This window comes from Mesorhizobium hawassense (assembly GCF_003289945.1).
Classification (GTDB): domain Bacteria; phylum Pseudomonadota; class Alphaproteobacteria; order Rhizobiales; family Rhizobiaceae; genus Mesorhizobium; species Mesorhizobium hawassense.
This window is the reverse complement of the sequence record NZ_QMBP01000004.1, coordinates 199225-223822: the sequence shown is the minus strand read 5'-3', so window position 1 is coordinate 223822 and position 24598 is coordinate 199225. Positions and strand designations below refer to the sequence as shown.

At 64.8% G+C, this 24598-nt stretch carries 22 protein-coding genes and 1 pseudogene; 4 read left to right on the top strand and 19 right to left on the bottom strand.

Annotated elements, in window-relative coordinates:
* Positions 1–2 precede the first annotated feature (2 nt).
* The 18 genes and pseudogenes from DPM33_RS11205 to DPM33_RS11125 all read right to left on the bottom strand — a co-directional run bounded on the left by DPM33_RS11205 (position 3) and on the right by DPM33_RS11125 (position 19026).
* Positions 3–1205: a pyridoxal phosphate-dependent aminotransferase gene (locus DPM33_RS11205; protein ID WP_112097491.1), complete on the bottom strand. Its 1203-nt coding sequence runs from the start codon at positions 1203–1205 to the stop codon at positions 3–5.
* Positions 1205–2821: a hydantoinase B/oxoprolinase family protein gene (locus DPM33_RS11200; protein WP_112097490.1), complete on the bottom strand. Its 1617-nt coding sequence runs from the start codon at positions 2819–2821 to the stop codon at positions 1205–1207. The genes DPM33_RS11205 and DPM33_RS11200 overlap by 1 nt, the downstream gene beginning before the upstream one ends.
* The gene (locus DPM33_RS11195; protein WP_112097489.1) at positions 2818–4914 is read right to left on the bottom strand and encodes a hydantoinase/oxoprolinase family protein; all 2097 of its coding nucleotides are present in this window, start codon (positions 4912–4914) and stop codon (positions 2818–2820) included. The genes DPM33_RS11200 and DPM33_RS11195 overlap by 4 nt, the downstream gene beginning before the upstream one ends.
* Entirely contained in the window at positions 4911–6581 is a 1671-nt protein-coding gene (locus DPM33_RS11190; protein ID WP_112097488.1) for a thiamine pyrophosphate-binding protein, read from the bottom strand. Before DPM33_RS11190 ends, DPM33_RS11195 begins: the two co-directional genes overlap by 4 nt.
* Positions 6582–6840: 259 nt before the next feature.
* Complete coding sequence (locus DPM33_RS37410; RefSeq protein ID WP_342634335.1) at positions 6841–7029, bottom strand: FAD-linked oxidase C-terminal domain-containing protein; 189 nt, start codon at positions 7027–7029, stop codon at positions 6841–6843.
* 127 nt (positions 7030–7156) lie between these two features.
* Positions 7157–8251, bottom strand: a pseudogene (locus tag DPM33_RS11185) (FAD-binding oxidoreductase); the annotation flags it as partial.
* Between the two features lie 55 nt (positions 8252–8306).
* On the bottom strand, positions 8307–9062 hold the full coding sequence (locus DPM33_RS11180) for an amino acid ABC transporter ATP-binding protein (protein ID WP_112097487.1): 756 nt from the start codon (positions 9060–9062) through the stop codon (positions 8307–8309).
* A gap of 11 nt (positions 9063–9073) precedes the next feature.
* Complete coding sequence (locus tag DPM33_RS11175; RefSeq protein ID WP_112097486.1) at positions 9074–10153, bottom strand: amino acid ABC transporter permease; 1080 nt, start codon at positions 10151–10153, stop codon at positions 9074–9076.
* 3 nt (positions 10154–10156) lie between these two features.
* Positions 10157–11320 carry an ABC transporter permease subunit gene (locus tag DPM33_RS11170; protein WP_112097485.1) on the bottom strand — a complete coding sequence of 388 codons (1164 nt, stop codon included), beginning with the start codon at positions 11318–11320 and terminating at the stop codon, positions 10157–10159.
* Between the two features lie 77 nt (positions 11321–11397).
* Entirely contained in the window at positions 11398–12432 is a 1035-nt protein-coding gene (locus tag DPM33_RS11165) for an amino acid ABC transporter substrate-binding protein (RefSeq protein ID WP_112097484.1), read from the bottom strand.
* Positions 12433–12523: 91 nt separating this feature from the next.
* A complete protein-coding gene (locus tag DPM33_RS11160) occupies positions 12524–13471 on the bottom strand; it encodes a LysR substrate-binding domain-containing protein (protein WP_112097483.1) in 948 nt (315 codons plus the stop codon).
* 82 nt (positions 13472–13553) lie between these two features.
* Positions 13554–14303: an SDR family NAD(P)-dependent oxidoreductase gene (locus DPM33_RS11155; protein WP_112097482.1), complete on the bottom strand. Its 750-nt coding sequence runs from the start codon at positions 14301–14303 to the stop codon at positions 13554–13556.
* A 10-nt stretch (positions 14304–14313) separates the two neighbouring features.
* Positions 14314–15024 (bottom strand): SDR family oxidoreductase, encoded by a 711-nt coding sequence (locus DPM33_RS11150; protein ID WP_112097705.1) that lies wholly within the window; start codon positions 15022–15024, stop codon positions 14314–14316.
* Between the two features lie 272 nt (positions 15025–15296).
* Positions 15297–16085 carry a FadR/GntR family transcriptional regulator gene (locus DPM33_RS11145; protein WP_167449022.1) on the bottom strand — a complete coding sequence of 263 codons (789 nt, stop codon included), beginning with the start codon at positions 16083–16085 and terminating at the stop codon, positions 15297–15299.
* Between the two features lie 77 nt (positions 16086–16162).
* The gene (locus DPM33_RS11140) at positions 16163–16510 is read right to left on the bottom strand and encodes a RidA family protein (RefSeq protein WP_112097481.1); all 348 of its coding nucleotides are present in this window, start codon (positions 16508–16510) and stop codon (positions 16163–16165) included.
* A 10-nt stretch (positions 16511–16520) separates the two neighbouring features.
* On the bottom strand, positions 16521–17327 hold the full coding sequence (locus DPM33_RS11135; RefSeq protein WP_112097480.1) for an SDR family NAD(P)-dependent oxidoreductase: 807 nt from the start codon (positions 17325–17327) through the stop codon (positions 16521–16523).
* The gene (locus DPM33_RS11130) at positions 17320–18132 is read right to left on the bottom strand and encodes a shikimate dehydrogenase family protein (RefSeq protein ID WP_112097479.1); all 813 of its coding nucleotides are present in this window, start codon (positions 18130–18132) and stop codon (positions 17320–17322) included. The genes DPM33_RS11135 and DPM33_RS11130 overlap by 8 nt, the downstream gene beginning before the upstream one ends.
* Positions 18133–18135: 3 nt before the next feature.
* Positions 18136–19026, bottom strand: coding sequence for a 2-hydroxy-3-oxopropionate reductase (locus DPM33_RS11125; protein ID WP_112097478.1), 891 nt, complete (start codon positions 19024–19026; stop codon positions 18136–18138).
* A 106-nt stretch (positions 19027–19132) separates the two neighbouring features.
* Between DPM33_RS11125 and DPM33_RS11120 the strand changes: the two genes are divergently transcribed.
* Positions 19133–19897, top strand: coding sequence for an HpcH/HpaI aldolase family protein (locus DPM33_RS11120; protein WP_112097477.1), 765 nt, complete (start codon positions 19133–19135; stop codon positions 19895–19897).
* A gap of 14 nt (positions 19898–19911) precedes the next feature.
* Complete coding sequence (locus DPM33_RS11115; RefSeq protein WP_112097476.1) at positions 19912–21129, top strand: NAD(P)/FAD-dependent oxidoreductase; 1218 nt, start codon at positions 19912–19914, stop codon at positions 21127–21129.
* A 49-nt stretch (positions 21130–21178) separates the two neighbouring features.
* On the opposite strand, the gene DPM33_RS11110 is transcribed toward DPM33_RS11115, so the two are convergent.
* Positions 21179–22138 carry a dihydrodipicolinate synthase family protein gene (locus DPM33_RS11110; RefSeq protein ID WP_112097475.1) on the bottom strand — a complete coding sequence of 320 codons (960 nt, stop codon included), beginning with the start codon at positions 22136–22138 and terminating at the stop codon, positions 21179–21181.
* Between the two features lie 94 nt (positions 22139–22232).
* Here DPM33_RS11110 and DPM33_RS11105 point away from each other — a divergent pair, with 94 nt between their 5' ends.
* A complete protein-coding gene (locus DPM33_RS11105) occupies positions 22233–23273 on the top strand; it encodes a proline racemase family protein (RefSeq protein ID WP_112097474.1) in 1041 nt (346 codons plus the stop codon).
* A gap of 211 nt (positions 23274–23484) precedes the next feature.
* A complete protein-coding gene (gene ftsZ, locus DPM33_RS11100) occupies positions 23485–24477 on the top strand; it encodes a cell division protein FtsZ (protein WP_112097473.1) in 993 nt (330 codons plus the stop codon).
* Positions 24478–24598 lie beyond the last annotated feature (121 nt).

Sequence of the window (24598 nt, the reverse complement as noted above, 5' to 3'; positions counted from 1 at the left end):
CTTTACTCCACTTGCGCGACGGCGGCGTTGATCCGCGAGATCGCCTCGGTCAGCACCTCTTCGCTGGTCGCGGTCGAGATGCGGAAATAGGGTGACAGTCCATAGGCGACGCCGGGCACTGACGCCACCCGGCCTTCGTTGAGAAGATAGTTCGATACGGCCGCGTCGTCGTCGAGCACGACGCCCTTGGGCGTCTTGCGGCCGATCAGGCTGGCGCAGCCGATATAGGCGTAGAAGGCGCCATCCGGCGGCGACAGCGTCAGGCCGTTGATCTTGCGGATGCCGTCGACGACCAGGTCGCGGCGCCTCTCGAAAGCCTGACGAAAACGCCCGACCTCGTCCTGTGGGCCGTTGAGTGCTGCGACGGTCGCGGCCTGAGCGATCGAGCACACCGAGGTGCAGGACTGGCTCTGGATCGTCGACATTGCCTTCAGAAGCGGCGCCGGCCCGGCGGCATAGCCGACGCGCCAGCCGGTCATGGCATAGGATTTCGAGACGCCGTTGACGATCAGCGTGCGGTCCTTGAGCTCGGGACAGGCCTTGCCGAACGAGACGAACTCGCGCCCGTCGAACAGGATGTGCTCGTAGATCTCGTCGGACAGGATGAGCACCTGCGGATGCTTCGCCAGCACCGCGCCCAGCGCCTTCAGATCGGACTGAGAATAGACCGCGCCGGAGGGGTTGCCCGGCATGTTGAGGAAGAGCCACTTCGTCCTTGGCGTGATTGCCTTTTCCAGCAGCGCCGGCGTCAGCCGGAAACCGGTGGTCTCCGGGCATTCGACGACGACCGGCGCGCCGCCGAGCAGCTTCACCATCTCCGGATAGGAGACGAAATAGGGCGCCGGCAGGATCGCCTCGTCGCCCGTCTCCAGCGTCGCCATCAGCGCATTGAAGATGATCTGCTTGGCGCCATTGGCGATGACGATGTCGTCGGCCGTATAGTCCAGCCCGTTCTCGCGGCGGAATTTTCCCGCGATGGCTTCGCGCACCTCAGGCGTGCCGGCAGCCGCCGTGTAGAGCGTCTGGCCGGCCTTGGCGGCGAAATGAGCGGCATCGATGATGTGATGCGGCGTCGGGAAATCGGGCTCGCCCAGGCCGAGATCGATCACGTCCACGCCCTTGGCGCGTAGCGCCTTGGCGGCCTGCGAAGCGGCCATTGAGGCGGAGGGTTTCACCACCGACAGGCGCGAGGCAACATAGCTCATCAGTCGTTCTCCGTGATGTAACCCTTGGATCGGTCATTGGCCCGCGCGGCCGCGCTACGCTTGGCCGGATCGCCATAGCCGCCGCCGCCCGGCAGCTCGAGGATCAGCCGGCGCCCGGCCGGCACATGCTGCCAGCCCTTGGGGCGCATCTTGGTGCCGTCATCGAGCTTGACGACGCCGGCGACGCCCGGCTTGCCGCCATTGCGGCCGTGGGCGGGATGATTGACGCGGTCGAACATGGCCGAGAAGTCGAACTCGTGACCGTCGGTCGCGGCGATCTCGATGACCTGTCCCAGGCCGCCTCGAAATTCGCCGTCGCCGCCGGAGTTGGGCCGCAACTCCTTGCGCCAGATGACGATCGGGCCGGTATGCTCGGTCGCTTCGATCGGCATCGTGTGCACGCCGGACGGGAACGCGGTCGCCGACAGACCGTCGAGCTCGGGGCGTGCGCCCATGCCGCCGGAGTTGAACATCAGCACCTCGGCGCGGCGGCCGGACGCGCCGACGGCGGGGCGCGCCGAGATATGGATGTTCCAGAGCGCGCCGGCACCTTCGGCGAGGATCTTTCCGGGCAGCGCCTTGGAGAACGCGCCCAGCACCAGATCGGGAACCATGTGGCCGAAAATATGCCTCAGCGCGACGGGTGCAGGACGCACGGCGTTCAGGATGTTGATGGGCGACGAGACGGTGAAGAAGGCGAGCGAGGCGGCATTGTTGGGGATGTCGGGCGCCACCATGCATTTCAGCGCGTAGCAGGCATAAGCCTTGCTGTAGATGATCGGGCAGTTGATGCCCCAGCGGCTCATCGGGTCGGTGCCGGTGAAATCGACCTCGACATGATCGTCGCGCACCGAGACCGTCGCCGCCAGCTTCACGGGCTCGTCGTAGCCGTCGGTCACCAACTCGTTCGACCAGCTTCCCTTCGGCAGCGCCGCGATGCGTTCGAGCATGGCATCGCGGGTGCGCGAGAAGATGAAGTCGCCGAGGCCGTCGAGCGAGGTGAGGCCGATCTCCTTCATCATGTCGACGAGGCGGCGGTGGCCGACCTCGTTGCAGGCGGCCAAAGAGTAGAAATCGCCGACGACCTGGTTCGGTTCGCGGACATTGGCGCGCAGGATGCGGACGAGATCGAGATTGACCTTGCCCTTTTCCGCGAACTTCATGATCGGGATCTGGATGCCTTCCTCATAGACCGACTTGCCATCGGCGCCGAAGCCGCGGCCGCCGACATCGACGACATGCGCCGTGCAGGCGAAGAAGGCGACGAGCTCGCCGTTGAGGAAGGATGGCGACACCATGGTGATGTCGTGCAGATGGCCGGTGCCGAGCCAGGGGTCGTTGGTGACATAGGTGTCGCCTTCGAACATCTCCTCGCGCGGGATTGCGTTCATGAAATGCAGCACGGCTTCCGCCATGGTGTTGACGTGGCCGGGCGTGCCGGTGACCGCCTGCGCCAGCATCTGGCCGCGCGGGTCGAACACGCCGGCCGACAGGTCGCCGGATTCGCGCACCGAGGTCGAGAAGGCGGTGCGCAGCAAGGTCAGCGCCTGCTCCTCGACCACCGAGATCAACCGGTTCCACATGACCTGCATGCGGATTTCGCCAATATCGCTCATGACTGGCTGCCTTTGCGGACCAGAAGGATTGCGCCGTCGCTCTGGATGACGGCGTCGAAGCTGGTGGTGACGACGGTGGAGGTCTCGCGCTCGACGATGACGGCCGGGCCGGCGACGCGGTCGCCGGCGCAAAGCGTATCGCGCTCGACGATGCCATAGGTCTGCGGCGCGCCGGTCGCCGGATCGAAGACCGCGCGGGTCGTCGCCGGTTGGTTCGTCTTCTTGCCCTTGGTCAGCTCGTGCCTCGCAACGGCAGGACGAACATCGGTGGCCTTCACCGACCAGGTGACGATCTCGATCTCCAGCCCGTCGAGGCCTTCGATGGCGCGGCCGAAGAAGCGCTGATAGCTGCTCTCGAACAGGTCCTTGAGCTTGGCCACCGCATCGTCGCCGAACGGCTCGTCCGCCAGTGGCACGGGGATTTCCCAGCCCTGGCCGGCATAGCGCATGAAAGCCGTGATCTCGCAGACGATCCTGCCGCTGGCGCCGCTACGGACGAAACCCTCGGCGGAGGCCTTGAGGTCGGCGAGCAGGGCATTCACTTCCGGCGGTTTGAAGCGCGACAGGCGCGTCAGCTTCGAGGCCAGCGCCTCATAGCCGAACGGCGCCTTGAGGAAGCCGATCGCCGACCCGACGCCGGCGCCGCGCGGCACGATGCACTGGTCGATGCCGAGCTTTTCACAGAGCCTTGCGGCGTGGAGGGGCGCGGCGCCGCCGAAGGCGATCATCAGATTGTCGGAGATGTTCTTGCCGTTCTCGACGGCATGGACGCGGGCGGCATTGGCCATGTTCTCGTCCACCACCTCGCAGATACCGAAGGCGGTCGACATGGCATTCAGCGACAGGCGCTCGCCGACATCGCGCAGGATCGCCTGTTCCGACGCGGCCGTGTCGAGCCTGATCGCGCCGCCGGCAAAATTGTCGGGGTCGAGCTTGCCGAGCACCAGGTCGGCATCGGTGATCGCCGGGCGCTTGCCGCCGCGGCCGTAACAGGCCGGACCCGGCTCCGAGCCGGCGCTTTCAGGCCCCGTCTGAATGCGGCCCATGGCGTCGACCCAGGCGATGGAGCCGCCGCCGGCGCCGATCTCGATCATCTCGATCACCGGAATGGAGATCGGCATGCCCGAGCCTTTCGAGAAGCGATAGGTGCGGGCCACTTCGAAGGTCCGCGCGGTGCGCGGCGCATAGTCCTCGATCAGGCAGATCTTTGCGGTGGTGCCGCCCATGTCATAGGAGACGACATTTTCCAGACCGAAGCGACGGGCGATGTCGGCGGCAAAGATCGCGCCGCCGGCGGGGCCGGATTCGACCAGTCGCACCGGGAATTCCGAAGCGGTCTCCACCGAGATCAGGCCGCCGCCGGAATGGATCATGAAGACAGGGCATTCGGCGCCCATGTCCTTCAGGCGCGTCTGCAGGCGGGCGAGATAGTCGGCCATCTGCGGCCGCACATAGGCGTTGGCGCAGACCGTGTTGAAGCGCTCGAACTCGCGCATCTGCGGCGAGACCTCGGCGCTGATCGAAATAGGGATGCTGAGTTTGCGGGCGAGGATCTTACGAGCTCGCTGCTCGTGGTCCGGATTGGCGTAGGCATGGATGAAGCCGATCGCGACCGAGCCGAAATTGCCGGCCGCGATGCGATCGGCGATCTCTTCGAGGGCGGCTTCGTCGAGGGGCTGCAATTCCTGCCCTTCGGCCCCGATGCGGCCCTTGACCGTGAAACGGTCCTCGCGCGGGATCAGCGGCTTCGGCAGTTGCAGGTTGAGATCGTATTGCTCGAAGCGGTTTTCCGTCCGCATCTCGATCACGTCGCGGAAACCTTCCGTCGTGATCAGCGCCGTCCTGGCGCCACGGCGCTCGATCAGCGCGTTGGTGGCGAGCGTCGTGCCGTGGATGATGATGCCGATCTCGGCTGCTGAAATTCCGGCATCGCGGATGACGACGTCGATGCCGTCGAGGATCGCCTGCTCGGGTGCGGCATAATTGGTCAGTACCTTGGTCGAGAACATCGTTCCCCTGACATCGAGGGCGATGTCGGTGAAGGTGCCGCCGATGTCCGCGCCGAGGCGGATGTCGTCTGATCTGGAGGTCATGCCTTGGCCTTCTGGGAAGCGAGCGCGGCGTCGCGCATCTGGGAGAGGGTCTGCCGGGGCGTGAGCGCTTCGGGCGAGATGGCGATGTCGAGGACCGCGCCGGTCGCGGACTTCAGCGCCCGCTCGAACGCCGCGGCGAAATCCTGTGTCGCTTCGACACGCTCGGCGTGGAAGCCGTAAGCCTTGGCCAGCGTCACGAAGTCGGGGTTTTCCAGCGAGGTGCCGGAAACGCGCGCCGGGTAGTTGCGCTCCTGATGCGCGCGGATGGTGCCGTAGATGCCGTTGTTGATGATCAGCACGATCGGCTGCGCGCCCGCCTGCATCGCGGTGCCGAGTTCCTGGCAGTTCATCTGGAAGTCGCCGTCGCCGGCAAAGCAGACGACTGTGCGCTGAGGATACGCGACCTTGGCGGCGACCGCCGCCGGCAGGCCGTAGCCCATGGCGCCGGATTGCGGCGCAAGCAGCCGCGCCTGCGGCCCGAATTTGAAGAACTTGTTCGGCCATACCGTGAAATTGCCGGCGCCGTTGGTCAAGATGACGTCTGCCGGCAAGGTCTCGCGCAGCCAGGCGCTGACCGCGACCATGTCGACGGGGCCGGGCTGGACGGGCGCGGCGAAGGTGCCTTCATAGGCCTTGCGCGCCTCCGCGCGCCAGTCGGCCCAGCCACCCTTGACCGAGGTAAGTGCCTTGGCGAAGGCGTTCGGGCCGGCATGGATGCCGATCGTCGGCACATAGATCTTGCCGATCTCGCGATCGGAGCCGTGCACATGAATCAGCTTCTGGCGCGGCACCGGTACGGAAAGCAGCGTGTAGCCATCGGTGGTCATCTCGCCGAAGCGGACATTGACGGCCAGGATCACGTCGGCGTCGCCGACCAGCTTCTTGACATGCGCCACCATGCCGACGCCGGCTTCGCCGACGAAAACGGGCGAATGGTTGTCGAACTGGTCCTGGTAGCGGAAGGCGGCGACGACAGGGATGTCGGAAGCCTCGGCGAAGGCCTGGAGCGCGGCAATCCCGTCAGCCGTCCAGTTGGCGCCGCCCATGAGCAGCACCGGCCTCTCGGCGGAGGCAAGCATTTCCAGCGCCGACGCGATGGCGTCCTGCGATGGAGCAGCTTCGAAAATCGAAGCGGGGCCGCTGAGCGGCGCGGCCTCGGTCAGGGTCGTCAGCATATCTTCCGGCAGCGCGACGACGACGGGGCCGGGCCGTCCGGTCAAGGCCGTGGTCCAGGCGCGCGCCACGATTTCGGGCAGCCGCGCGACGTCGTCGATCTCGACAGCCCATTTGGCGACCGTTCCGTACACCGCCCGGTAGTCGATTTCCTGGAAGGCTTCACGGCCCTTCATGTCGGTGCCGACCTGGCCGACGAACAGGATCATCGGCGAGCTGTCCTGCATCGCGGTATGCACGCCGATGCTGGCATTGGTCACGCCCGGGCCGCGCGTCACGAAGCAGATGCCCGGCGATCCCGTCAGCTTGCCATAGGCCGATGCCATGAAGGCCGCGCCGCCCTCGTTGCGGCAAAGCACATAGTCGAGCTTGCCATGGGTGTCGTGCAAGGCGTCGAGCACGGCGAGATAGCTTTCGCCGGGAACGCCGAAGCTCTTGGTCGCGCCCAAGGCGATCAGGCACTCGACAAGAAGGTGACCGCCATTGCGGACCATGCCTCGACATCCTCTTAAAGCTGGCGGCAAGCGGACCGAGCCTGCCCTTCGGAACTATACCTGCACTGTGGCGGACCGGCGCGAAATCAAGAAATGCGATGCATACGAAAGTTTTTCTTTACCGTGCAAGGCGTGTCGATATTCAGGCAAGGCCGGCCTGCAAATGCCGGCTTCCTGCGCTTCCAGTGCTCACGTACCTTAAGTACGCTCCGCTCCGGTTCTCGGAAACCGCCATTTTCGACTCGGCCTGACCTGAATCTCAACGCGCCCTGGTTCGCACCAAAACACTGGGGTTCATCGTGCCCTGCGGATCGAACGCGTCCTTCAACCGCGCCATGAGCTCGCGCTCGACAGTGCCGCGATTCCGGTCGGCCATGGCGATCTTGGCGCGGCCCAGGCCATGCTCGGCCGCGAAGCTGCCGCCCATCCCGGTGGCTAAAGCGGCCAGCGCCTCGGCGAACGCTCCGGCCTTGCCGTCGAAATCGGCGCGGCCTTCGGGCGGCGACAGATTGTAGTGGGATGTTGCCGTCGCCGAGATGGCCGAACGGGTTGCTCCGAGTGCCCGGAAGGATGTCGTGGCAGGTCTTGGCGCCGGCTTCGATGAAGCGCGCGATCGCGCCTGGCGGCACGGAGATGTCGTGCTTGAGCTGCTCGCCCTCCAGCCGCTGTCCCTCGGGCTGTTCCTCGCGCAGGCGCCAGAACTGCGCGCGCTGCGCGCCCGAATTGGCCAGCGCGCCATCCACGACCACGCCTTGTTCCATGCCCCATTCCAGCGCCGAAGCCAGGATGTCGTCGAGGGGGACGCGCGTCGAGCCCGACGCCATCTCGACGAGCAGATAGACGTCGCCTCGCGTCTCCAACTGATAGGCGAGGTCGGGCAGATGCTTGAGCGCCAGGGTCAGGCCGACATCGGAAAAGAATTCGAGGCCGGTCAGGAACTCTCCGGCCTCGCCGCGCAAGAAGGCGCCGAAGGAAACGGCAGCCGCGAAATCGGACATGACCAGGAGCGCGCTCGTCTGCTGCCGATGCATGGGACAGAGGCGCAGCACTGCTCGCGTCACAATTCCAAGCGTGCCTTCCGAACCGCAGAACAGCTTGCGCAACTGATAGCCGGCATTGTCCTTCTGCACCGCGCGAAGACCGTCCCAAACCGTGCCATCCGGCATCACGACCTCAAGGCCGAGCACAAGGTCCTGCATCATGCCGAAGCGGAATGCATGGCTGCCGCCGGCATTGGTGCCGATCAGGCCGCCGATCCTGGCGCTGCCTTCGGCGCCCAGATGCATAGGGAACATCAGCCCATGCGGCTCCAGCGCTTCGTGCAGGGAGGCAAGCACGACGCCAGCCTCGACCGCAATCGAGCCGCTCTCCGGATCGGGCTCGCCAATGGCCGTCATGCGCGACAGCGAGACGATCACCACATTTGTTTGATCGGCAACAGCACCGCCGCACAGGCCGGTGTTGCCGCCTTGCGGCACAACGGCTAATCCGGCCTGCCGACAAGCCTTGACGACCGCGGCCACCTCCGCGGTATTTGCCGGCCGGGCGACGCCCAATGGCCGAACGCCATAACGGTTGAGCCAATCGCGCTGGAAGGGTTGAGCGTCATCGCCCGAAAGCCAGCCTTTCGGTCCGAGTATCTCGCGCAAGGCGGCTGCGGGGTCGGTCATTGAAGTACCTGGTGATGTTGTTGCCTGCCGAACGTTGCATCTCCCCGGATGCCGTTCAATGACCCAGCACCTGCGACAGAAACTGACGGGTGCGCTCGTTTCGGGAGGACGTGAAGAACTCCTCCGGCGGCGCCTGCTCGACGATCTCGCCGCCATCCATGAAGATGACCCGGTCGGCGGCGCGGCGCGCGAAGCCCATCTCGTGGGTGACGCAAATCATCGTCATGCCTTCGGAGGCAAGCGTCACCATGACATCCAGCACCTCAGCGATCATCTCGGGGTCGAGCGCCGAGGTCGGCTCGTCGAACAGCATGATCTGCGGCTGCATGCAGAGCGCGCGTGCGATCGCGACACGCTGCTGCTGGCCGCCGGACAACTGCCCGGGAAACTTCATCGCCTGCTCCGGAATGCGGACCTTTTCCAGAAAACGCCGGGCAGTCGTCTCGGCTTCGGCGCGCGGCCGCTTGCGCACGATCATCGGCGCGATCATGCAGTTCTCCAGCACCGTCATGTGTGGAAACAGGTTGAAGTGCTGGAACACCATGCCGACTTCGCGCCTGATCCCATCGATGTTGCCGACATCGTCGTTGAGCTCGGTGCCCAGCACCGTAATGCGGCCGCCATTATGCTGTTCGAGCCGGTTGACGCAGCGGATCAAGGTGGATTTGCCCGAACCGGACGGTCCGCAGATGACGATTTTTTCGCCGCGCTCGACGGAGAGGTTTATCTTCCGCAGCGCGTGGAACGATCCGTAGTATTTGTCGAGGCCTTCGATGCGGACGGCCGGGCCGGACGGGAGCGTCGAATTCATGCATGCCTCCCTTAGCGTTCGCCGACCGCCATTCGCCGCTCGAGGTAAGCGCCGTAACGGGACAGGCTGAAGACAAAGACGAAATAGATGAGGGCGATGAAGGCGTAGACTTCGACATAGGCAAAGCGCCAATCGCCGGTTCCGTAGGCCGCATTACCGGAAGCGAGGATCTCGAAGAAGCCGACGATGACCACCAGTGAAGTCTCCTTGAACGCGACCACGAACTGGTTGATCGTCGCTGGCAACGCGTTGCGCATGGCCTGCGGGAGCACGATGCGGCTGATGCGTTGCCAGTAGCTCATGCCGAGGGCCATGGCGGCTTCTTCCTGCCCGCTGGGAACACCCTGCATGCCGCCCCGGACGATCTCGGCCTGATAGGCCGAGAAGAACAGGGCGGAGCCCAGGATGACCCGGTAGAGCTTGTCACCCTGCAGCCATTGCGGCAGTGCGAAAGGCAGGACGATGGCGAAGGTGAAGAGGATCGAGATCAGCGGTAGTGAGCGAACCCCATCGATGATGAGACCGGTGGTCCTGGATATCCAGGGCAGGTCCGATCGGCGCAGCAGCGCCAGGCAGATCGCCAGTGGGAAGCCGATCAGGCAGGTGGTGACGAAGATGAAGAGGGTGAGCGCCAGCCCGCCCCAGGCTTCCTCGCCGACATAGGGAAGGCCAAGCACGCCGCCTTTCATCAGCACATAATAGAGGCTCGCCCCGGCTCCCCAGACGAGCGCGATGCGGCGGCCCGTCCAGAAGGCCGGGATGCAGCTCAGCACCGTCATCACCACCACGCTGACGCAGGCCAGCGCCGAGCGCCACTGCTCCTCGAAGGGATAGAGGCCGAAGAGGATGATCCGCCACCTGGCAGCGATCACCGACCAGCAGGCTCCCGCCGCTGCCTGGCAGGCCACCGGCCCGCCGCTGGTCGTGAACACGGCCGCGAAGACAGCCCAGTTGAGCAGCTTCCAGGCCAGGAAGACCATGACGGCAAGGGAGACCAGCGACAGCAGAGCTTGAAGCGGCGTCGCAAGGAAGCGCCGTCTCAGGTCTTCGAGCCTTCCCGGAGCAGGGGGAGCAACAACGACCATCTCCATCTCTCATCCCCTCAGTTGATTGCCCTTGAGGGCAATGGCTTTGTTGATGCGGTTGAACACGGCGGCTAGGCTGAGATTGATGGCGAGGAAACCCGCCATCAGGATGCCGATCGCTTCGAGGGTCTGGCCGGAATGATTGATCGTCAGAGCCACGATCATGAAGAAGTCGGTGAAGCCGACCGCAATGCCCATGGTCGTTGCCTTCATCAACCAGACATATTGGTTGGCGAGGATCGGCAGCATGGCGCGAAGTGCCAGCGGCAGCCTGACCAGCGTGAAGACGCGCCAGGGGCTCAGCCCCAGCGACTGGGCCGCTTCCATCTGGCCCTTACCGACAGCCTTGAAGCCGCCGCGCACGATCTCGGCGATGTAGGAGCCGCCATAGATGGCGATGGCCACAGCCAGCGCGGAAAACTCCGGCGGAATGCGCAAGCCCCCCTTGATGTTGAGCCCCTGCAAGGCGGGGAAGTCGAGCAACGCCAGGTCGGGCAGGCGGCCGACCGCAAGGATGACGACGGCGCAAGCCAGTGCTGCCGCCGCGCCGGTCAGCTGGATGCCGAGGCGCTCGCCGACAGGCTGATTGAGGCGCGATGTCCGTCCAAGCCAGACCGGAAGCGCGATTGCCGCGATCAACGCGATTGCCGCCGCCGCAAACGCAACGCCGCCGACATTTGGGATTGGTACGTAGAGGCCGCGACTGCTCAGCAAGATGCCAAAGGCCTCATGCGCGGCGCGCGGCGTTGGAAGGTGCGTGATGACCGCGTACCAGAAGAAGACCTGGAGGATCAGCGGGATGTTGCGGAAGATATCCACGTAGGTGCGGCCGAGCAGTCGCGCCAGTTCGTTCGAGGAGGTGCGCGCCAGTCCGACAATCGTGCCGACAATCGTCGCCAGGATCAGTCCGGTGCTTCCCAGGAAGAGCGTGTTGACGATGCCGATGAGGAAGTACCACCAATAGGGATCATTGGCCGTGGCGGGCAGGAGCGAGAAGTTCACATCCCATCCCGTCGACTTGAAGAGGAAGTCGAACCCGGAGGTGATGCCTTGCTCAGCGAGGTTGCGCCTGGCGATCATCACGCAGGCAAGGACCATCCCCGCAAGCGAGCCGACATAGAGAACCTGCAACAGCGCGTTGCGGACTTTCTGATTTCTCAGCAGGCTGACCATATGCCAATCTCCCAATTGCCGCTGGTTCCGCCTGGCGAGAGCCAGGCGGAACTTACAGAGGACGCCTTAGAAGTGGATCAGTCGATCACAAGCGGGAACAGGACGCCGCCGTTGTTCCAGAGGTTGGTCAGCTCGCGATCCATCTTGTAGGGCGAGTCCTTGCCAAGGTCGCGATCGAAGATCTCGCCGTAGTTGCCGACCTTCTTGATCACGTTGTAGGCCCAGTCGTCGGGAAGTCCGAGACCCTTGCCCATGCCTGGCGACACACCGAGGAACTTGGCGACCGCCGGCGACGTCGGCTTGGCCTTGATCTCGTCGACATTCTTGGAGGTGATGCCTTCCTGCTCGGCGAAGGTCAGGGCAGTGAGTGTCCAGTTGGCGACGTCGACCCAATTGTCGTCGCCTTGCCGTACGATCATGACCTCGGGCTCGACGGCGAGCACATCGGGCAGGATCACGTGGTCGTCGACCTTGCCCTTGGCGACACGTGCGATTGCGAGAACCGGCCCCCACTGGGCATACATGTCGCAGCGGCCCGAGAAGTATGCTTGCTCAAGCTCTTCCGTCTTTTCGATGACGACCGGTTCCAGCTTGATCCCGACCTTCTGCGCATAGGCCGCAACCTGCTGTTCGATGGTCGTCCCAGCCGGAATGCAGATCGTGCCGCCATTGGCATCCTTGAGCGACTTCAGGTTGAGCTCCTTATGCGCCATCACCTTGGTCGTGCCGAGGTAATAGGACATGGAGAATTGCAGGCCGAGCTCGGTGTCGCGGCTGAGCGTGCCGCCGGACGCCTTGATGATGATGTCGACGTCGCCCGACTGCAGCGAGGGCCAGCGCTGCGCCCAGCTGATCGGCACGATCTTGAGCTTCGCCGGATCGCCGAACACGGCGGTCGCCACCGCCTTGCAGAGATCGATGTCCATGCCCTTCCAGTTGCCCTTGTCGTCCACCTCGGCGAAGCCGAGATAGGAGCCGTCATGGCCGGTGCAGTTGAGCACGCCGCGCGCCTTCACGGTCTCCAGCGTCTTGCCGCCGGCGGCTTCCGCGGGTGCTGCCAGATGAACGAGGCCCAGGGCCATGGCAGCGGCCCCCCATTTGATCATTTTCATGTTGGTTGTCTCCACTGTTGAGGTTGTTCCGTTTCTTGTTGTTGGAGCCCCGCAAGATGCCTCTCGGGGACCCGGTCTCGAAGCCGCTTTCTCAGTCGGAAAGCGGGGTCGGTTTCGGCAAGGAGAGCTTGAGCTCGCTGCGCCAGTCCTCTTGCGCCAGCCAGCGATGCAGCGCGGCCACCGCCTTCACGCGCAGATGCCCGCGCGGGACGACGAGATAGAAACCGGGGACTTCCTCCGGCTTCATATCGGCAATGGCGTCGCGGCCGATCGGCGCGACCAGCGCGCCGGAGCGGAAGTCTTCCTCGGCGTCGATGACGGAAACCAGGCCGATGCCGATGCCTTGCAGCGTCGCCCGACGCATGGTCGCCGCGTCGTCGAAGCTGATGCTGCGGTCGCCATCCGTCAGCTCGACGCCAAGATGGCGCAATATGTCCGGCCACAGGCGCTTCGACTTGACGGTGTCGAGCAGCGTGAACTTCTTGAGGTCATGCGCCGACTTGATCTTTTCGCCGATCGCCGGCGTGCAGCAGATGATCTTCGGGTCCGGCACCAGGAGGGTGGTCTCATAGTCGGGCCAGTTGCCGTAGCCCCACTGCACGGTCATATCGATGTCGTCGCGCCCGAAGTCGGGCAAGTCGACCATCGTGGTCAGGCGCAGATCGGCGCCCGGCAGCATCTCGCGGAAGAGCGAAAGCCGGGGCAGCAGATAATGCGTGGCGAAGTAGGGACTGGCGTTGAGGTTGATGCGGTCGCGGTAGTTCGACTTGGTGACGCGGCGGACGCCCTCGGAGAATTCGTCGAAGCCTGCCTTGACGTAGTGCGAGAGCAGGATGGCGGATTCAGTCAGCTCGATCGAACGGCCCTTGCGCTCGAACAGCGTGACCTGGAGCGTGTCCTCCAGGAGCTTGATCTGCTGTCCGACCGCTTGCGGGGTGACCAGCAGCTCGTCCGCGGCCTGCCGGAAACTTTTATGCTGCACGACGGCGTGGAAGACGCGCAGCGCATTGAGCGAAGGGAGGCGAAGCTTGCCGGTCATGGTGAATTGCGCCTCCTTTCGTTCGAGACTCCGTCGATCATGCACTGCTGGATGTCAGCCGCGCCCGGCTGACGAAGTTGGTTCAGGCGTAAATGTAACCGCCTGAAACGATGACGTTTTCGCCGGTCATGTAGGTGTTCTTCGGCCCGCCGGTCATCAGCACCCATTCGGCGATTTCCGTCGGCTCGGCGCCGCGGCCGAGCGGGCTTGCCTTGGCCAGTTCCTCAAGGAAGCCGAGCGCCTTGGCCTTCTCGGTGGCCATGCCGGCCGGCGCCACCGAGTTCACCAGGATGCCGTCCTTGGCGACGTAATGGGCAAAGGAGCGCGTCAGGCTGACCACGGCAGCCTTGGTCGCCGCGTAATGCGCGTTCTGCGGATGCGCCTTGAAGGCGTCGACGGAAGTCAGGTTGACGATGCGGCCACGCACCTGGGCTTTCGGCTCCTGCGCCTGCATGTGGCGAACCGCGGCCACCATCATGTGGTAGGTGCCCTTGATGTTGATGCCGTTGGAGGCGTCCCAATCGGCGTCGGTGATTTCGAGCAGCGGACGGCGTGGATAGATCGCCGCGCAATTGACCAGCGTGTCGACGCGCCCGAGCCTGGCGGCGATAGCGTCGAAGGCGGCATGGCACTGCGGGCCGACCTGGATGTCGCCGGTTGCTGCCGCGGTCGGCAGGCCCTTGGCCTTCGCCGGACCGAGCGCAGCCTCGGCGGCCTCCTGGTTGATGTCGATGATGCCGATCTTGGCCGCACCGGCATCGACAGCCATTTTGGCCAGAAGGGCGCCAAGGCCGGCGCCGCCGCCAACGATCAGAACGGAAAGGTCTTTCATCCTGTTTTCCTTACTTGGTGCCGCTCGGCGAGGTCGGCCAGGTCGGCATGATGTCGAAACGGGTAACGTCGGCCCATGCCGGAAGCGCGAGCACACCGACGACCATCTGGGCGATGTCGTCCGGCTGCACCACTTTGCTGGCGTACATGGCTTCGCGCGCCTTGGTGTCGAGAATGTCCTTGTAGAGATGCGTCTCGACGCGGCCGGCGACGATCTCGGTGACGCGTATGCCGGACGGCGAGAGGTCGGCGCGCAGCGCGCCGGCAAAGCCGGAGATCGCAGCTTTGGTGGCCGCATAGACGGCAATGTTGGAGAAGGCCGCGTGGCCGGCGACCGAACCGGTGAACATAATGTGGCCGGACTGGCGCTCGCGCATCTGCGGCACGACGAGCCGGGTGAGCAGGATCGCGGCGCTGAGATTCACCTCCAGCGTGGTGTCGATGTCGGCGATCTTCATGTCGGCGAAATTGCCGAGCGGCGGCATCATGCCGGCATTGTTGATCAGCACGTCGATGGTGAGATCGGCCAGCACCGATTCCAGCGCCTCGCGGTCGGTGACGTCGACGGCGATCGGCACGATGCCCGGACGCTCGGCCTGCAGTTCTTTCAGTGCCGCCTTGCTGCGGCCGACCGCATAGACCTGATAGCCGGCGTCGCTCAAGGCGATCGCGATCGCGCGCCCTATGCCGCTCGTCGCACCTGTGATGAAGGCTGTCGTCACCTGGGCTTCCCCGATTGCTTGATGCTCAGTTTGCGGCCTGGGCCGATGGCGCGAAACCAAGAAAAGCAGCAAAAAGGAAAGATAAACTTTCGAAGCGCGTTTTCGACACTTGAAACGTTCCGTGCTGCCTGAGCGATCTCAAATGCCTAAAATCAAAGAAAAACGCTGATTTCAGCGGGCAGAGGAGGGGTTTGGCCGACCGGCGGAGCAAAAACATGGCTTTCGCAATCGCGAGATCGGTGGTCGTCGGTCCGGGCGCTCGGGAACGAGGTCTATCCGCCTGTCGCCAGCGGCCTTTTCATCCTGGTGAAGAGCGAGGCTGCGGCGGCCTTTTGCTCGGCATCCGTCGCCTCGACGCCGGAAGCTCTGGCCAGGGCGCGGACGCGTCCCAGGCTGTTGTGCAGATGCTTGCGCATGGCCTGGCGGGCCTTGCCGCCGTCCTGCCTTTCGATGGCGTCGACGATGGCTTTGTGCTCGCTGTGGATGCGCGCGTAATAGCTGTCCTTCAGCGCCGGCTCGACGACATAGCCAAGCTGGAAACGCGGCACGATCATCGGCCCCAGATAGGCAAGGAAGCCGTGGATGAATTCGTTGCGCGCGGCTTTGGCGATCGCAAGGTGAAAGTCGTAGTCGTAGTGGATCTGGACCGCAGAAGGATCGGCCTGCTGGGCGTCGATGTCATCCATCATCGCCCGGATGTTGCTTGCATCGTCATCGGTGCGGCGTTCCGCGCAGAGGCCGGCGGATTCCACTTCGACGCTCAACCTCAGTTCGAGCAGGGCGATGGTTTCGGGCAGGGTGCGCAGCGCCTCGTCGGGAATCGAGAAATTGCGAGGCGCAGGCGTTTCGCTGACGAACATGCCGCGTCCCTGCTGCGGCACCACCATGCCCTCCGAGCGCAACCGCGCCACCGCTTCGCGCACGACGGTGCGGCTGACGTCGTATTCGGCGCAAAGCTCCGCCTCGGTCGGCAGTTGCGCGCCAGGCTGCAACCGTCCGGAGCGGATCTTTTCGGCCAGGCTCTCCGCCACGACGGTGGAAAGCGGCTTGCGCTTCGTCATTTACGGCTTTCCATTCAAGTTTAGATTCGGGCCATTCAAGTTCAGATTCGCGATGATGCCCGAACCGGCAAGACCATTCAAACCGCCGCGGTGACGATTAACTCGACCAGCATGCCGGGCTTGGCCATCCGGCCTTCGCCGGAGGAGCGCGCCGGTGCGTGCTCCTTCGGCATCCAGGCGTCCCAGACCGTGTTGACCTCGTCGAAATCGCGCACGTCGTCCAGCCACATCTGGACGTGAAGGATGCGCGTCTTGTCAGTGCCGGCCTTGGCGAGCAGGACGTCGATCTTTCCAAGCACCTCGCGCATCTGGTCGGCCGCGGACTGGCCAGGTCTCGCCACCTGGCCGGTGAGGTAGAGCGTGGCGTCGTGGATGACGCCGTGATGGATGCGGGTGTCGAAGTCGAAGCGCTGGATATCGCTCACGGAATGCCTCTCAGATTGCCGGCGTTTGCCGGATGGGATTGCCTTGCAGATACTGCGCGTAGGGCGCCTGGACGAGCCAGCCGGCATCGACCGGAAGCGTGACGCCGGTGATCGAGGCGGCGCGGTCGGAGCAGAGGAACAGCGCCGCCTCGGCGACGTCGCGCGGCTCGACGAAGCGGCGCAGAGCCGTGGTGGCCTGGATCGCTTCCGGGTTGCGCTCGCCCTTTGCGATCTTTGCCTTCAGTCCGTCCGACAGCGTGTAGCCGGGCGCCACGGCGTTGACGCGAACCCCATGCGGGCCGAGCTCGGCGGCCAGCATTTGCGTGAGCGCCAGAACCGCATGTTTTCCAGGCGTGTAGGCCGGCGGCGACAGCGGCGCGAATGAGGCGAGCGAGCCGACATTGAGGATCGCGCCGCGCCCGGCGGCCGACATCAGCCGGCCGAACACCTGGCACCCGAGAAGCGTGCCGCGATAGTTGATGCGCCACATCCGCTCGTCTTCGCTAAGATCCTGATCGAGCACGTGCTTGCCGCTCTGCAGGATGCCGGCGCAGTTGACCACGACATGCGGCGCGCCGAAGGCATCGCCGACGGCCCGCGCCAGCGCCTCGACCGAGGCGGGATCGCCGACATCGGTCTGGACAAACAACGCGCGCGGCGCGCCCGCTTTCTCGCAGGCGGCGGCAGCTTCCTTGCCTCTGACGGCATCGCGGCCGGCGACCACCACCTGATAGCTATCCTCGGCGAAGCGTTCGGCCATCGCGCGGCCGATGCCGGACGTGCCGCCGATGACGACGGCGGTCTTTGCGTCAGCCATTGCGGCGGTCCTTCCGGTCGATGTCGAAGAAGGCGGCCATGGCCTCGACCTGGAAATCCATCATCGGGCGCCCGGGCTGGATGCGGCAGCCGATCGCCTTCGCCGCCTTCAGCAATGGCGTCTCGGCCGGCTCCATGATGATGTCGACCACGGTCATGTTCGGAGTCAGCTTGCTTACATCCATCGGCAGCGGGTCGCTGGCTTTGAGGCCGGACGGCGTCGCGTTGATCGCCATATCCATGCCGGACGGATCGGGCTCGCCAACCTCGATGCGGCAATTGGGGAACGACTTGTTGACCAGCACAGCGAGCTTTTGCGCGCGGTCCTTGTCGACATCGGTGAGACGGATTTCGGCCGCGCCTTCCTCGGCCAGGCAATAGGTCAGCGAGGAGCCCGCGCCGCCGGCGCCAACCTGCAGGATACGCCTGCCGGCAATCTGATGGCCGCCAGCCTTCAGGCCATCGATGAAGCCGACGCCGTCGAAATTGTCGGCATACCAGCTGCCGTCCGCCTGTCGGCGCACCGAGTTGGCGCTCTGCACGCGCGACGCGCGATCATGGGCCGCCGCGCATTTGTGATAGACCGGGACCTTGTAGGGCACCGAGATGATCACGCCACGGATGTTCTCCGCCGCCGTGATGCCGGCCCAGAACGTGTCGAAATCCTCCGGGCGGCAGCTCAGCGGCACCATAAGGCTGTCGAGCCCCTTCTGCTCGAAGATCTCGTTGAAGATTCCGGGGCTCTTTGCATGACCCACGGGATGGGCCAGCATGACGAAGATGTCAGCCTTGCCGGTTCCGCGCATCGGTTATTCCTTTCCGTTTGACAGTTCGTGATCGCTCAGAATTTCGAGGGCCCGCACGAGCGACGAATGGTCCGCCTCCGCGCCGCCCGCCTGGGCCGAACAGGCATTCATCAGCTGCTGCGCCGTTGCGGTGCCCGGCAAGGCAACGCCGAGCGAGCGGGCGCTCTCGAGCGCAAGATTGAGGTCCTTCTGGTGCAGCCGGATGCGAAAACCCGGCGCGAAGGTGCGGGCGATCATGCGCTCGCCATGCACGTCGAGCACGCGGGACGCGGCAAAGCCGCCCATCAGCGCGCCGCGCACTTTTGCCGGATCGCAGCCGGCCTTGCTGGCAAAGACCAGCGCTTCGGCGACGGCCTCGATGTTGAGCGCGACGATGATCTGGTTGGCGATCTTGCAGGTCTGGCCGGCGCCGTTCTTTTCGCCGATTAGCGTGATGTTCTTGCCGAGCTTTTCGAAGATCGGCAGCGCGCGCTCGAACTCGGAAGCCGGCCCACCAACCATGATGGTGAGGGTGGCTGCCCTGGCGCCGACCTCGCCGCCGGAAACCGGCGCGTCGAGATAGCCGGCTCCGGCCGCCCGGATCTTCGCCGCGAATTCAGCGGTGGCGATCGGGCTGATCGAGCTCATGTCGATGACCAGCTTGCCGGCCGAAATTCCTTCGAGCACGCCGTTTTGTCCGAGCAGGACGCGCTCGACGTCAGGTGTATCGGGCAGCATGGTGACGACGATGTCGGAAAGCCGCGCCACCTCTGCCGGGTAGGCGACGACCGATGCTTCCAGATCTTTCGGAAGAGGCGAGCGGTTCAGGACCGTGACGATCTCATATCCGGCATCGGCGAGATGCCGCGCCATCGGCGAACCCATGACTCCAAGCCCGATGAAACCGATTTTCATTGTGCAACTCCCATTTGGGTCCAAGGCGTCTTGCAGCTGAAGTAAGCCATATGATATAGGACATCATACAAATTTCAATCCGCCTTTTACACGGAGATCGATCGCAATGCAGGAGCGCGTCAATTCGCTGAAGGCAGCCGTAAAGGCCGGCCAGGCTCATATCGGCATCTGGTGTTCGCTGGCCTCGGCGCTCACCACCGAGGTCGTCGCTGGCTCCGGCGCGGGCTGGCTGCTGATCGATAGCGAGCACAGCCCGAACGATCTGCGCAGCATCATGGCGCAGCTCCAGGTCGCGGCGGCTTTTCCCTGCGAAGCGGTCGTGCGGCTGCCTTCGGACGATCCCAATTCGATGAAGCAGGCGCTGGATGTCGGCGCCCGCAGCCTGATGATCCCCAATGTGCGGACGGCGGAGCAGGCCCGCGCGATCGTCGCCGCGATGACCTATGCTCCGGGCGGGTTTCGCGGCTTCTCGGTCGGCCACCGCGCCAACGCCTTCGGCCGCATCGCCGGCTATCACGCCAAAGCACGTGAGCAGCAGCTTCTCGCCGTGCAGATCGAGGACGAGGCAGGCGTCGCCAATGCCGCCGAGATCGCGGCGGTCGACGGCGTCGATGTCCTGTTTGTCGGGCCGGGCGACCTGTCCACGAATATGGGCGCGATGGGCAATCCCGGCGCCAAGCACGTGCAGGACGCGATATCGTCCGTGCGCAATGCCGCGGCTTCGGCGGGCAAGGCGAGCGGCATCCTCGCGCCCGTCAAGGCCGACGCGGACCGCTATCTCGCAGACGGCTTCACCATGGTGGCGGTCGGTTCGGATCTCGGCCTGCTGGCGCGGGGCTCGGACGCCTTGGTCGCCTCGTTCAACCGGTAGAGCGGAGAACAGAAGTGGCGATCCCTGCTTACAAAGCTCCCTCGCGCAACGCCTATGACATCGTCATCGTGGGCGGCGCCGTCGTCGGTTCGTCGACGGCCTACTGGCTGAGCCAGGCGCTGGGCAATGGCGCCTCGATCCTCGTGGTCGAGCGCGACTCGAGCTACGAGTTCTCCTCGACGGCGCTGTCCACCAGCGCCATCCGCCAGCAATATTCCAACCCGATCAATGTGAAGATCAGCCAGTTCGGCATCGAGATCATCCGCGGCTTCCAGGAGCGGATGGCGCCGTTCTACCCGAATGAGACGGCCCCCGACCTAGGCTTCAAGGAACACGGATATCTCTATTGCTGCTCGCCCGAGGGCGTGGAGGCGGCGCGCGAAAGGGTCGAGCTGCAGCGCAGCCTCGGCGCCCACACCGTCTTTCTCGAACCGGGCGCCCTGAAGGAACGTTTTCCGTGGCTGAATGTCGACGATCTCGGCGGCGGCTCGTGGGGTTCCCGCGAAGAGGGCTGGTTCGATTCCATGGGCATGCTGAACGGCTTCCGCCAGGCCGCGCGCGGCAGCGGGGTCGAATATATCGACAATGCCGTGACGGCGCTGGACGTCGTCGACCGTCGGGTCGTCTCGGTGCGGCTCGCGACAGGCGAGACGGTCGCTTGCGGAACACTTGTCAACGCGGCGGGTCCGCGGGCGCAGCAGGTCGCCGCGATGGCCGGGCTGTCGATCCCGGTCGCGCCCTACAAGCGCTACAGCTTCGTCTTCGCCAGCGCCAATCCGATCCCCGGACGGATGCCCAATGTCATCGATCTTTCCGGCACATTCGTGCGTCCGGAAGGCGAGCTTTTCCTCACCGGCAACACGCCGCAGGGCGACGGACCCGCCGACTATGACGATTTCGAGATGCATTTCGAGGAGTTCGACGATTACATCTGGCCGGCGCTCTGGCATCGTATTCCGGCCTTCGACGCGCTCAAGGTCCAGAGCAGCTGGACCGGCCATTACGAATACAACATGCTCGACCACAACGGCATCGTCGGCTTCCATCCCGAGGTGAGGAACTTCATGTTCGCCAACGGCTTCTCGGGCCACGGCCTGCAGCAGTCGCCGGCTGTCGGCCGTGCGGTGTCGGAGCTGATCGTGCACGGCGCCTTCCAGACGCTCGACCTGTCGCCCTTCCGCTACGAGCGTGTGCCGCGCAACGAGCCGTTCGTCGAAGAAGCGGTGATCTAGATCAGAGGCCGCCAAGTCTCGACCTAGCTGGCGGCCTCGGCCTGTGAGATCAGGCCGCGTACCGTGCCATCACGGGCTGCCTTGACCACTGTGCGTACCAGGTGTCGAACAGTTTGAGCTGCTGCTCGGCATAGCCGCGCTGGCTGTCGCTTAGCGCATCCGTCTCGTTGAAGTGCAGCCGGTATTCCGGGCCGCCCTTGAGCACCATCATGTGCTTGAAATAGAGCACGAGGTCCGGACCCTCGTCGAAGGAGGACAGTACGGCGAGCGCGGCATCCAGCTCCTGCGCCAGCCGGCGCGCTTCGGCGTCGCCTTTCGCCGCCGCTTGGCTGAGGCCGACCAGATGCAACACTTCCTTCGGCAGCACGTTGCCGATGCCGGTGATGGCGCCCGACGCGCCGCAATTGACGAAACCGTGGAAGACGGCGGTGTCGACGCCGATCATCAGCGCGACCTCATCGTCGCGGCTGGTGATGTTTTCGGCCGCGTAGCGCAGATCCGACGGGCCGCCGAACTCCTTGAAGCCGACCAGGTTCGGATGTTCGGCGCGCAGCGCGAAGAAGAGGTCGGCGCGCGTGGCGAAGCCGTAATAGGGGCTGTTGTAAATGACCGCCGGCAGGTCGGGAGCGGCGGCGAGAATTGCCTTGAAATGGTGGCGCTGCGCCGTGACCGAGGGCCCGCGCGACAGCACACGCGGGATCACCATCAGGCCGCGTGCGCCGACCTTCTGGGCATGCGCGGCATGGGCCACGGCGCTGGCGGTGTTGACGGCGCCGGTGCCGACGATCACCGGAACGCCGGCCTTCACCAGGCGCTCGACGCCTTCCATGCGCTGCTGGTCGGACAGCAGCGGCCAGTCGCCCATCGAGCCGCAATAGACCACGGCCGACATGCCGGCGGCGATCAGTTCCTTGCCCTTGCGTACCAGCGCGTCGAGGTCGGGAAGGCGGTCATTGGTGCAGGGCGTCATCAGCGCCGGCATGCAGCCGGAAAAAACATTGGCGGTCATTTCGGATTCTCCTTGAGGCTGGCACGCGGATTGGCCAGTTTGTCCCGCACAGAGCCGCTTGCCAAGCGGATAGTCGCGGCCACAGGGAGTAACCATGCGTACTAAGTCCAGCATTCGCGTCGTCGGCTGTCATGCCGAGGGCGAGGTCGGCGACGTCATCGTCGGCGGCGTGCTGCCGCCGGCGGGCCGCACGATGATGGAAAAGATGATCACGATGGAACGTGACCACGACCATATCAGGCGCATGCTGATCTGCGAGCCGCGCGGCAGCGTTGCCCGGCATGTCAATCTGCTGGTGCCGTCGACGCGCGAGGATTGCGCCGCGGGGGCCATCATCATGGAACCGACGGAGTACCCGCCGATGTCCGGCTCCAACACGATCTGCGTCGCCACCGTGCTGCTCGAGACCGGGATGGTGCCGATGCAGGAGCCGGAGACACGCTTCAAGCTGGACATGCCGGGTGGCGTCATCGAGGTGCGCGCCGAATGTCGCGACGGCAAATGCCTGTCGATCACCTTCCGCAACGCCCCCGCCTTCGCCGAACGCCTCGACGCCAATATCGAGGTGGAGGGGCTGGGAAGTCTGAAAGTCGACATCGCCTATGGCGGGATGTTCTACGCAATTGTCGACGCGGCCGCGCTCGGCTTCTCTGTCATGCCCGACGAGGCCCGGGAGATTGCTGTGGCCGGCGAGAAGGTCCGCCGCGCCGCGCGCGAGCAGCTCGATGTCGTCCACCCTGAGTTCGACAATGTGCGCGGCGTGTCGATCGTGCAGTTCGCCATGCCGTTCCAGGGGCCGGGCAACGTCACGCGCAACACCTGCATCGTCTCGCCCGGGCGCTCGGACCGCAGCCCGACGGGAACCGGCACCTCGGCTCGCATGGCGGTGCTGCAGGCGCGCGGCTTGATGAAGGCCGGCGAGGTGTTGATCCATGAATCGATCATCGGCTCGCGCTTCACCGGCAAGATACTCGAACTCACCGAAGTCGCCGGGCGCAAGGGGATCGTGCCGCAGATCACCGGCCGGGCCTGGATAACGGGCGAGCACAACTACTATCTCGATCCGACGGATCCTTATCCGCAAGGCTACGTGCTGTCGGACACCTGGGGCACCTCGACCTCGGTGACGCAATAGCGCTCCTTGCAAGGCGGTCGCCTCCGACCACTCAGGCGCTTTCAGTTCAAACGCAGGCCATCGCGCTTGCATATGCTCGGCGGACCTTGCAGGGAGGCGCCTGCTCTGATTCCCTACGCTTGGTGGGGATCACCTGATTCGTGTGCTCGTTGCTCCGGTTTCGCATGGTCGTGCGGCGGAGCAGCAGGTGCTTTCGTAGAAAGATGAAAAAATGACCGCCAAGCCGGAAATCCTGGAGATGAGACCCAAGATCACCGTCGTCGGGGTCGGCGGCGCCGGCGGAAACGCCGTCAACAACATGATCGCCGAAGGCTTGCAGGGCGTCGAGTTCGTCGTCGCCAACACCGACGCGCAGGCGCTCACCATGTCGAAGTCGTCGCGGCTGATCCAGCTGGGCGCGCATGTCACCGAGGGCCTGGGCGCGGGATCCTTGCCCCAGGTCGGAAGTGCCGCTGCCGAGGAGTCCCTCGACGAGATCATGGATCATCTGGCGGGGACCCATATGTGCTTCATCACCGCCGGTATGGGCGGCGGCACGGGGACGGGCGCCGCGCCGGTGATCGCGCGCGCCGCGCGCGATGCTGGCATTTTGACGGTGGCCGTCGTCACCAAGCCTTTCGTGTTCGAAGGCAAGCGCAGGACCCAGGCGGCCGAGGAAGGCATCGAGCGCCTTCGCGAGAGCGCCGACACCGTGATCGTCATCCCGAACCAGAACCTGTTCAGGGTCGCCGACGCCAGGACCACGTTCGCCGACGCCTTCGCCATGGCGGACCGTGTGCTCTACGCCGGTGTCGGCTGCATCACGGATCTGATCGTCAAGGAAGGGCTGATCAATCTCGATTTCGCCGACGTGAAGTCGGTGATGCGTGACATGGGCCCGGCGATGATGGGTACCGGCGAGGCTTCCGGAGAGGGACGTGCAAGGCTGGCGGCGGAGGCGGCAATCGCCAACCCGCTCCTCGACGAGGCCTCCATGACCGGCGCAAGGGGGCTGCTGGTGTCGATCAGCGGCGGCCTAGACATGACGCTGTTCGAGGTCGATGAAGCCGCGACGCGGATACGCGAAGAGGTCGACGCCGATGCCGACATCATCGTCGGCGCCATCTTCGACCAGACATTGGCAGGCAAGTTCCGTGTGTCGGTCGTCGCGACGGGATTGCGCAAGAGCGCGAGCGTGATGCAGTTCGAGCAGAGGATCGCCTAACGCGGCCGCGATCCGTCCCGCGCCAACGGCGCCGCGCAATCGGCCGATAAATGCTTCCGATGGCCGATAGGTCCAAGGCTGCCAACATATCGTCGGCCAGCGCACTTACGCGCGCGCCTCT